This window comes from Nocardiopsis sp. N85, from assembly GCF_028882275.1.
Classification (GTDB): Bacteria; Actinomycetota; Actinomycetes; order Streptosporangiales; family Streptosporangiaceae; genus Nocardiopsis; species Nocardiopsis lambiniae.
In genome coordinates, this window is sequence record NZ_JARBUT010000026.1 from 73,670 (window position 1) to 84,100 (window position 10,431).

General features: G+C 66.2%; 5 protein-coding genes and 1 pseudogene. 2 read left to right on the forward strand and 4 right to left on the reverse strand.

Annotated features, from left to right (window positions below):
* Nucleotides 1-81: 81 nt before the first annotated feature.
* Entirely contained in the window at nt 82-519 is a 438-nt protein-coding gene (locus PWG71_RS26265) for a tyrosine-type recombinase/integrase (protein WP_274812702.1), read from the reverse strand.
* A 36-nt stretch (nt 520-555) separates the two neighbouring features.
* A complete protein-coding gene (locus PWG71_RS26270; RefSeq protein WP_274812703.1) occupies nt 556-1,098 on the reverse strand; it encodes a class IV adenylate cyclase in 543 nt (180 codons plus the stop codon).
* A gap of 50 nt (nt 1,099-1,148) precedes the next feature.
* On the opposite strand from PWG71_RS26270, the pseudogene PWG71_RS26275 reads away from it, so the two are divergent.
* Nucleotides 1,149-1,429 (forward strand): annotated as a pseudogene (locus PWG71_RS26275) (IS1634 family transposase); the annotation flags it as partial.
* A 419-nt stretch (nt 1,430-1,848) separates the two neighbouring features.
* Here PWG71_RS26275 and PWG71_RS26280 read toward each other — a convergent pair.
* Nucleotides 1,849-7,977 (reverse strand): zeta toxin family protein, encoded by a 6,129-nt coding sequence (locus PWG71_RS26280; RefSeq protein ID WP_274812704.1) that lies wholly within the window; start codon nt 7,975-7,977, stop codon nt 1,849-1,851.
* Between the two features lie 591 nt (nt 7,978-8,568).
* Between PWG71_RS26280 and PWG71_RS26285 the strand changes: the two genes are divergently transcribed.
* On the forward strand, nt 8,569-9,069 hold the full coding sequence (locus tag PWG71_RS26285; RefSeq protein ID WP_274812705.1) for a hypothetical protein: 501 nt from the start codon (nt 8,569-8,571) through the stop codon (nt 9,067-9,069).
* A 91-nt stretch (nt 9,070-9,160) separates the two neighbouring features.
* Here the strand turns inward: PWG71_RS26285 and PWG71_RS26290 are convergent, their stop codons facing one another.
* Nucleotides 9,161-9,733, reverse strand: coding sequence for a hypothetical protein (locus PWG71_RS26290; RefSeq protein ID WP_274812706.1), 573 nt, complete (start codon nt 9,731-9,733; stop codon nt 9,161-9,163).
* Nucleotides 9,734-10,431: the final 698 nt, after the last annotated feature.

The following is a 10,431-nucleotide window of genomic DNA, read 5'->3' on the forward strand; positions in this document are numbered from 1 at the left end:
CAGATCGGTAAAAACCGAACACCTGGCCTAACTGCTTTCTAGGGCTCCACATGGCCCGCGTGCCCGCTACGTGCCCGATGCTCAGACCCGGGCACCGGCAAGGGGCGGATCGTCTTCATCGTCACCGCCGTGTCCCCGGGCCTTGCGCAGTTCCTCGGCGGCCCGTTCACCCAACCGGTCCGCCAACTCCTGAGCGCGTTCGTCCCGGGCGTGGAGGTAGATCATCGCCGCCCGGGGGCTGGAGTGGCCTATCCGGTTCATCAGCTCCCGCAGCGACGCCCCGGCCTCGGCCGCGAAGGTGTTGCCCGTGTGCCGGAGGTCGTGCAGATGGACGTCCTCCAGGCCCGCCCCGTCGATCTGGCAGGGGTTCTCCCGGATCAGCTTGTCCTTGACGGCGGTGTTGAGCACGGCCCGCATGAGCCGGTACGCCTTGGGCACCTGGGTGCAGCTCTGCTTGCGGCGCAGCCGCGAGTAGCGCCAACGGCGGATGTCGGACTCCTTGATCTCGTTGAGGTGCACCGTGCCGAACGTCGGGGCGCACCACGCCCGTTCCCTTTACGCATCCTGGAAGCGCAGATCCATGATCGTGGCCGGGTCGATGCCGTAGCGGGCGTACACCTTCGTGGTGTTCTCCCCCGTCAGCTCGGCCTCGGCGTAACCGAGCAGCGCCGCCACCCGCACGACCTCCTCCCGGCTGTCGGCCTCGATCTCCAGGTAGGCCGGGATGCGCGGCCAGGTGTCGATCTCCAACCTGGCCCCGTCGAGTGCGAAGCTGTGCCTGCGGTTCTCCTGGTACGCCTTGGGCGTGTACCCCAGCTTGCCCAGCAGCGCGTTGGCGGTCTCGAAGTCGCCGACCTCGGTCTCGGTCTCCCGGGTGCCGTCGATGGCGTCGGAGCCGATCTCCTTGACCGCGAGCGTCACCCGGCCACCGGTGTCGCGCAGCCGCACCCACCGGGAGGCGTCCTCGGGTTCGATGTCGTAGACGTAGCGCCGCTGGAGCACCTCCCCCAGGTCCTCACCGCCCTTGTCGAGGATGAGCCGAGTGACCCGGTCAGGGTCGATGTCCAGAACCTTGGCCTCGTACTCGATCGCGCTCATGCCGTCGGATTCCCTTCGTGGTGTGTGTTCGTCTCAAAGGCGGTGGGGGTGCGGTGGTGATCGGCTCTTACCACGACCTGTGGCATGGGGAGCAGTCGTTCCGGATGAGCAAGACCGATCTGGCGGCCCGGCCGATGTTCCACCACACCAGGGACAGCATCGAGGCGCACCTGACCATCGTGTCGCTGTGGCGATCGCCCGACAGGTGCAGGCGCGGACCGGGCGCGATATCCGTGCCGTGGCGCGAGGGTTGCGGCCGCTACGCTCGACGACCATCGCGATCAACGGCACCGAGCAGACCTTCCCACCACGGATCCCCAAGACTCAGTAGGAGATCCTGGACGCGCTCACGCGGTGACAACGTGACGGACTAACCAAATGGCCGAACTCTGGTCCATGCCGGTGCCTCGATCGCCTCCAGAACCTCGACAGGCAGGTCGTAGTTGGTCGCCAGAGAGTGGCCCTCCATGTCTTCGGCCCACCGCTCACGCGATTTGACCTCTTCCGAGCCCAGATCGACGGATTCCCTGTCCGCCTCGCGACGGTCGGTGGCCGACTGGGCTCGAATGCCAAGCCCGCTGACCGCGGTGTCGCTGTCGGGATTCCTTGCTCCGGCGAACTGAATTCACCCGGCCGCGTCCCGGACCATTGTGCTCGCCCATGGCCTCGACTGCCCTGCAGAAAGGCCCCTGAACAGGGACGGTTCCGATTTCGGGCGTACCTTGTCCACTCCCTTATCTGGCCACACCGCTAGAGCTCCAGGTCAGGGCCCTCCTGCGCTTCCCGGCTCCGTCCGTCACCGGCAGGGGAGGACGTCTTGGCGCCCCGTGTACCCGGGGAAGCCAGACCAGGCTGGGGACGCCGCGCCGTCTTGGTGGTCTTCATCGTCTGCACGTAGCGTCTGCGTTCTTCCTGGGTGGCGGAGAAGTACTCCTTCGGGCTCGACGGCAGGGCGGCGTTGTCCACACCGCGTTGGCCCGCCAGGAACACCTCCTTCTGCACCTTCTGGTACCAGTCGTGCTTGGCGAGCTGCTTGCCCTGGTCCTTGTAGGCGACCGCGGCCACCCGGTCGGCCTGGGCGTGCAGTTCCAACATCGCCGGAGCGGTCTCTGGTCCCAGGTCACCGCGTTCGATGAGGTCCTGCGCCTGCTTCCAGTACTCAGTCAGCCAGTTCTGGGCCTGGGGCCGCATGCCACCGGCGGCGAGCTCTCCGCGTCTCATGAGATCCTGCGCCTGCTTCGCGTGCTCTGTCGACCAGTCCCTGGCCTGGGGCCGCGTGCCGCCGGGAGTACGTGCATCCCAGGGCTGGTCCGAGTTGTGAATGACCCAATCGGTACTGCGGAAATGCCCTGAGAGGGAGCGCCCGAACTTGGTCGCGTCGACAGGCCCGCTGGACTCGAAGGCTCCCAGCGAGAGCTCTCGCCCCAGCTTCTTCTCCCACTTGTTCGCCCACTCGGCCAGTTCCGGAAAAGCATCTTTAACCGCTTGTTTGTCCAGGTATCCGTGCCCACCCATGAAGTCGCCCGGATAACGGTCGGAACGCTGCTCCTTCCAGCGTTCGCGGGCGGCACGGATCATGGCAGTGCTGTTGATGTCGAGATCGAAGTCACTCGGCACGGACGCCAGACCCAGTCGCCACATCGCGTCGTACGGACGGCGCAGCGGACGTTCAGCACTGTCGCCGAACCATTCCCGCATGCGTCGGGCGGCCTCGGGCTTGTCCGCCAGCTCCTCTTCATTGGGCAGCGTCTTGTGCATACCGGAGAAGACGTCGGCACCGGTTCCCTTGAGGCGGATGTCGACCTGCTCCGGTTGGAAGCCGTCCCGCCGCAGAGCCTCCAACATCTCCGTACCGAACTGGTCATAAAGCTCCGGAGTCATCCCCATGGGGGCCTCCCTGCTTACCATCCACTTGATCTGGACCGGATCGATACCGAGAAAGTCCAGGTCGCGCTTGGCGATGGCATAGCCGGAGTCGTCCCGGGGCCACCAGTCCGGATACTGTTCCTCGCCCTCAAAGATCCGGATCATCCGGCGATCGAACGGGTCTGCGGGGTTGAGTCGGTGGCTCGTGATCTCCAGAGGACGCCACCGGCCGTCCGAGCCCTGGGACTGTGCGTCCGGGGGGTTCATCGGCTCCTCCACCAAGGCTGCCCTGTCATCTCCCAGAACAGGGCCACCGACGTTGACACTGCTCGCCGTGGTCCGCTCAACGGCACGTTCCTGCGTTCTTCCGGCGGAAATACCGTCCAGCGTGCTCGGGCGGTCACCGGGCAGCGCGACCCATTCCTTCTGCCTGAGGTAGCCCATACCCGTCGTGGGCAGGGACAGGATGTCCTGAGCGGGCATGAGGTCGGCCAGGATCACGCCAGGGCCTCCGCGGGTATCCAGCCAATCAGCGACCACCTGACGGTCCGCCGACCAGCTCTCCAAGGGGCGGCGCAGCATCTGGAATCCGGCACCGACGTTCAGATCGGCCCAATCGGGCCTGGGCGCTCCCTCCTGCCAGGTCAAGGCCCGGTAACCGATCAGCTCCGAGACGCCGCGTTCGGCGAGGATCCCCTGAGTCATCTCGTACTGGGTACGTACGAAGTCCCGCAAGGCGTCGCGGCTGTACAAAAGTTCGATTTCCACCCTCTTGCGCGTCTCCGAGTCCGGGTTCCATTCCAGAACCCGGGGAAGGCCGAATTCCTCTTTGGTGGCCTCTTGGAGAGCCAGCACGCGCACATTGTTGTTGGAGCCGTAGGACCAAGCGCCCATCAGTTCGCTGACCGAGATCCGACGCACCAGGGCGTCGGCCTCTGGCCGGTCCATGCGTATGACTCTGTCCGGAGCGTGTCCGGGCTCGGCCGGGTCGAGTTCGTCGACATGGAGGACGTCGGCCCCCATGGAGGGGTACTGCTCGTTGAGCGGTACGAGGACGTATTGGTGATCGCCCAGCCTTTCCACCATGTCGGTTCCGACATTCAGGCCGAACGCGGAGACGACGAGTTCTGGCGTCGAGGTCCGCATCCTTTGGGCGAGGACCCCGATGGCTATGGTCTTGGCTTGGCTCGTGCCACTGATGCGCCCGTCGTCACTCAGCAGTGCCTCAGCGATCCGCTGTTGGTCGATCCGTTCCGGCGAGTCCAGAAGTGGGGGCTGACGGGTGTGCTCCCCGGAAGCCTGGTTCTGCGGCGTGACCTGGTGACCCGGGGCTCTGGGCAGCAGCCGATCGGTTCCGGTCGCGTGCTCCGCCACCCGATCGAACCTCTCCATGTACGCATGGAACAGATCGGTCCGACCGAACTGGTCGAACAGGGGACGTAGGTCCTCGAGCTGTCGCCCCATGATCTCGATGTCACCGGGTGAGATCGGATTGTCCACCCACGAGAACATGTGCGTCTCGGTCTCCCGGAAGAAGGTTCGGACGAACGGATTCGCCGCGTCCGGGGAGGGAGCGTGCGAGGCAGTGCCGACCTCTGCCGCGATCAGGCTCTGCCGTCCCCCGAGAACGAGCTGGTCGGTGGTCACGCCGTGGACGGCGGTCAGCGCGTGGTACAGACCTAGGAACACACCATCGCGGGTCGAAGGCATCCCTTGGTCCGCCAGGTCGGCCAGATCCCGATGGCGGGTGGACGCCGGCTCACCGAGCATGTGGTCGGTGTAAACTTCACGGAGCCCCACCGGGTGCGACAGCGGGATACGGGCACCCACCGCTCGGCCGACGTACGAGTCGAGTACTTTGACTCTGGCGTCCTCGGTCCGGACGTACTTCTCGTAGACGGCCCGTGTGCCGTCCTCGAACGTGGCCAATTCCCTGCTCGAGATGCCCTCACCGTGCCCGAGCGCCTGTCTGGCGACCACACGCGCGGCGGTGACCGGGTGTACGGGCAGCGGGAGCGCGCTGGTACGGGGCGTGGCGCCAGCCCTGACGATTGCGGGTTGACCGCCGTTCAGCACCGCCTCGATCTCGCTCTGGAGCTTCGGCCAGCTCTGGGCGAAGCCGGGATGAAGGTTCAGGCCCCGGACTTCGGAGACCGGGACCCATGCCAGAGCCATGGTCTCGCCGTCGATTGGCTCGAACGACACCAGCCGGTCGGCCGTGGCGATCACGATGTCGTACGTCCAGCCGCCGTGATCGTCCCGAACGACCCGTTCGACGCGGACGTCGGCGCGGCGGAGGGTGCTCTCCTCAGCAGCCTCGCGGATGGCGGCCTCGGTCGGGGACTCATGGCTGTCGCGCGCGCCGCCGAGAAGTGCCCAGGTTCCTCCCTGGTCGGTGTCCGGGCCCCGGTGGTGCATGAGCGCGAACGCCTCGCCGTTCGCGGCACGATGGACCGGCAACAGCCCGGCGGCACCGAAGCGTCCCCAATGCGGGTGGCCTTCGGCGCAGTTCACCCAACCATCGCCCACCATCGCGGGCAGCTCGGGCGCCCGGGGGCGCGACGCGGCGCGGTCCGGTATCGCCCGGATACCGGCGGCCAAGGCCCGAGCCGCACCCACCCACGTCGTGTCGGCCTCGCGCAGGAGGCGTTGCAGGGAGAGCGCGTTCCCCCTGGCCGCGGGAATGTCGAGCAGGATCTCCCGCAGGTTCCGGGTCCAGCGCTCGATATCCACCTCGCCTTCGAAGCTCTGTTCGACCAACATGAGACGGGTGATCTCAGGAGGGAAACGACTCGGGTCGCCGAAGAAGGATCCGACTCCACTGGTGCTAGGCAACACGACGGGCAGTCCTGCGCCTGCGGCCTCCAGCCCGACCAGCCCGAAGCCCTCCGCCCGCGAGGGCATGACCATCACATCGGCCTGCCGCATGTCGGACAGCAGATCGCCTCGATCGATCGAGAACGGCTTGACCACGACCTCCCGGCCGACGATGGCGGACAACCGTTCCTTCACCTCCTCCACCGTCTCTGGGGAGGCACCGCGAACGGTCAACTGCGCGTCGATACCCTCGCCCAGCAACCGGCGGACCATGAGCGCGGCGTGGTGAGCGCCCTTCTGCGGGGCGTCACCGCGGCCGACCAGCAACACGTGTCGTGTCCGTTCCCCGTCCCAGAGCGGAAGCCGCTGTTCCTCGAAAGGAACGCCGGGAATGATCTGGTGGACGGCGGGAACATGATCGCCCGGGTTGGTGGCGGCGAGTCGGCGAGCCTCCTTCTCCAGGGTCGGGCCGACCGCCGCGACCATGTCGGCAGAGGCGACCATGCGGCGCTCGATGCCTTCGAACTCCACCTCCAAGTCTGGTCGCTTCGCCACTCGGGCCAGCGCACCGGTCACCATGTGGACCACCTGGACGAACGGCGTGTCCGGGTACCTCTCGTCGCGCACCCGCAACGCTTCGGGCCCGGAGTAACGGCTGTGTCCGATGATGGCGTCCACGTTCGACGGCAGTTCCTCGCCGTCGTAGACGAGCTGTTCCTGCTCGCCCCGGCCCGGGTCGTAATGTCGAGGCCCGATAAGGTGGATGCGGCTGCCGGGAACGTCGGGCGGCACCTCGTGCCCGACGCGCACGAAGACTTCGTGCCCGGCGGCGGCGAGTCCTTCGACGAGGTTGCGGTTGACGGCCACGATGCCGCCCTTGTGGGGATCCCACTCCGTGCAGTAGGCGAGGATGCGCAGGTCGGTGCGGTCCATGCCGACCTGTCGAGCCAGCCGCGCCCATTCCGCGGAGAACTCCTTCCAGACCGCCTCGCCGTCGGCGGGGTGTGTCTCGGCCAGACGCCGCTGGTAGTCCTGGAGCAACCGCTCGCGGTGGTGGACGGGCGCGGCCTGTGGCTCCTGGTCCGCGATGTCCATATCCCTCACGCTCGTTTCCTCGCGGGCGCCGTCGATCGAGATGGTCTGAGGGATGATCTCGACACCGTGTCGCGCGGCCAATTCGGCGATCTCCAGGAGTTCCGGCCGGAACTCGTCCGTGAGCTCGGCGTCAAGGTAGGCGTAGGTCTCCCTGAACCAGCGGACCTCCTCCTCAGTGAACGGCCGAAGCCGTTCCTTCTCCAAGGTCTCCTCAGCCTTCGCCGGACCCTGCCAGTTCCCCTCGGCGTCCAGGGAGTTGGAGTACACGATGTGGCCGCCCCATCTGCGAAGTGTGATCGCGTCCAGGAACGCCAGTTCGTCGACGGCCCCCATGGTCTCTGGGAGACCGACGACCGCTTCGTCGTGGATGTTCCTGGCGACAAGGCGACCGTACCCATACTCATCTCGCATCCGCTGGTAGCGGTTGAGGATCGCGAGCCTGCTGATCGCTTCGGGAACCGCCATCACGTCGGCTTCCACGCGGTAGCCGAGCTCGTGGAACAGCTCAGAGTCCCGGACCGCGCCCTCTGCGCCGCCCATCGCGCTCTCACGGATCAGGTTCAGTCTGTTCTTTCGGGCGGTGTCGATGATCTTGTTCATCCACACCCACGCGTCACCGCCGACCCGCCTGGCGGCGGTACGGTCGTCCTCCGCCATCAACGTCCGGTACACCGGGGAGAACTCGAGCAGGGCATCGAAGTCGGCGATGAGGGCACCGTCGGTTCCCATACGCTCCATGGCAGCACGTTGGGCGGTGGTCTTACCGGAGGCCGCCTGCCCGCCGATGTAGGCGAGCACCGGCCCCACAGGCCTGCTCACGCCTGCCATCGCTTGCGGGAGGATCTCCCACCGGAAGACGAGCTCGTTGTCGGCGTCGGACAGCTTCCACCCGTCAGGCCCGGTCGAGGCGTACTCGAAGGTCCACCTGCTACGCCATGAGTCATTCTCCGAAGAGCCGTCCGCCCAGGGCGGCAGGGGCGGGGTCTGCCACTGGGTCACGATGTCCCTCGCGGCGGCCACCAGGTCCGCTTCCAGCCGGGATCGCGCGTCCTCGCTGCGCGCTGACTCCCATTCGCGCGACAACCGCGCGTACTCATCCATCACTGGCTGCTCCTCGGGGCGTTCTCGGGAGACCGATCCGGGATTGGATGCTCGCGCACAGCTGTGAGTTCCCGTCTGGAGTCGAGGCCGACTGCCAACAGCTCCTCTGTGGTACCGGCGTACCACGGTCCGAACACATGCATCTCCACGGGTTTCACCGCGCCATCCACCGGCCGGGGCCGCCGTCGGGTGCGGAGGGTGACACGACGATCTCCGCCACGGTTGCCCGAAACCGTGTCCGCGACCGGGGGATCGTAGTGACAGAGCACGACGATGGGGCACACCCGTCGCGAACGTACGGGTCGGTGCGGATCTCGTCCTTGGCTTCACCGAGCCAGGAAAGCACAGGCACCCTCTCGACCAGCCGGGAAATAGCAAAAGGGCACCCAGGGAAGGGCAGAGGGGCACCGCGATAGCCAACAGGAATCACAAAGAACCTTGCGACAAGGCATCATACATAGAAGAAACACTCGAGATCGCGCAGCGGCCGGTGTTCAAGCCGTACCGCTACCGCTCGGGGACAGGGCGGCAGAAGATATCCGGGCTTCGGAGATGTGCCGAACGCAAGTCGGAGGAGAATGGGGAACAAGGGTGACCGAAGACGGGATTCGAGTCGAGTACGTGCGCCTGCGGAACGCCGCGATCGGGGTCCTCGACGCGATGCCAGACGTGGACGGCTCGCCGGAACGGGTCGATGCCGCGCTGCGGAATCTGCGTTCTGTCTTGGCGGGTGGTACACCGACGTCGCTCGGCGCAGAGCGTGAAACGCCTGATCCGTTCGAGCACTCGCTCGCCGCCAAGCGGTACGTGGGTCGGCGGGCGGAGCCGGTCTCCTTGCCTGGGCGGGCGGCTGATCTGCGACGGCGACTCGACGGAGACCGTAGCCCGCAGGTGCGGCCTTCCGACGAGCCGTCCAGCGACGTGGTCATCACGGAGCTACGCGCGATGATCGTCGCGGGATTGCTGGAAGAGCTCGCCGCTCGGATTTCCCCGGGAGCCGCCTTCGGTCCCGGCCGCAACGGTGAGGCACTGGCGCAGATCGCCGCAGATCTGGCAAAAGAACTGCTGGACCAGACATTCGTCGGAGAGTAAAGGCTGACTCCGGTCCCCGCGGCCGACCGTCCCTCCACACGAGTCCGGCTCGGTGCGAGCGTACGGTCGGCCTACTCCCACCCTGGTCGGGTCAGGTGTCACGGAGGAACTCCTCGGCCTGGCTGCGGAGCGGCTCGGGAGCAACGGACCAGATCGGGAAACTCATCAACTCGCGGAGCTTGACCGCCTTCACCTCCCGAGGGGCGTCCTTGCGCAGACCGAGATGGGACCAGGCCTGCTCCAGTTCCTTGTAGGGAAGGTCCCAGTACACACCGACACCACCCTCCACGTTATCGCCAGGCTGCGGGGAAGCGACGAAGACCTCGTCGGCGGTCGCGGCCGGAGTGATTTCGAGGATCGAGAGATCGAGCTGTTCAATGAGGTTGCGAAACAGCATCCGGTGGCTTTCGACGGTCTCGGCCAAGGGCCGCTCCCCCTCGAAATACAGGGAGAACGCCCACGTGTTCTCTCCGACTCGTCCGAGTTCCAGGACGAGATGGTCCGACATGCCATCGGTGAAGACGCGGTGCGCGATGCTCGACTTTGACCCGTAGCCCTCGGTGCGGGGCGTCCCTTCTTCGAGCCGAAGCGTGTCGTGCAGCCATCGCACCTGGTCAGCGGTCAGATCTCCGTAGGAGAACGCCACGAGTGCGGGCAGGAGCATGCTGATGCGTCCCTTCTTCGGTCTGGGCTGCGCGGGCCGTGAAGGCAGGACGGTCCGGACACTGGTCCTGGAAGCGCGGCCGATCATCTGCCACGTTAGCGTCGCCTCTCAGAAGTTGTCATCAAAGGGCTGGGCGCGGGCTATCAAGAGCCGGTCGACCAAAGCGAGGCGCTGGGAGGAACGCCTTGGTGACTGTCGGATATGTGTTCGACTGCGTAAGCTCCTGGTGACGTTCGGCAGTCCGAGGCGGAGTGAACGGTCAGGTCTTTGGCGCCGTCACCTCGACCTGGACAAGCGTGGCGGAAGGCAAAGGTCCCTGACGCATGAACCCTCGACCACCTTTCCCATGGATCGCCGTCCCCTGACCAGCCATAGTCGTGTTCGACCCCGAATACACCGGGTTCTTCCATCCGTGGTGGACGCCCCCGATCTGGCTGTTTCGTGGTGGCGGTCATCGGCCACCGGCGGAAGCGCGTTCGGTACCGCGAACACCAGGCGACCTTCTCAGAGGAGAAGTCAGAGCCGTAGGCGTCTGCCATGGCAGTGAGCCTTTTTCCTCCTGAAGGTGCAGGTCACAGACCCGCACTGATCCCCCGGGACCTCTTCTGAACAGCAAGAAGCCCTTGGTGGACGGGTTAACGACCCAAGAATCCCCACCCCACCAAGGGCCCCACATGCTGTTCTGCCGCTCCGCGCTG

Coding starts and splice junctions, on each gene's coding strand:
- PWG71_RS26270 (WP_274812703.1), bottom strand. CDS start 1,098: ATGAGCGCGATCGAGTACGAGGCCAAGGTTCTGGACATCGACCCTGAC.
- PWG71_RS26280 (WP_274812704.1), bottom strand. CDS start 7,977: ATGGATGAGTACGCGCGGTTGTCGCGCGAATGGGAGTCAGCGCGCAGC.
- PWG71_RS26290 (WP_274812706.1), bottom strand. CDS start 9,733: ATGCTCCTGCCCGCACTCGTGGCGTTCTCCTACGGAGATCTGACCGCT.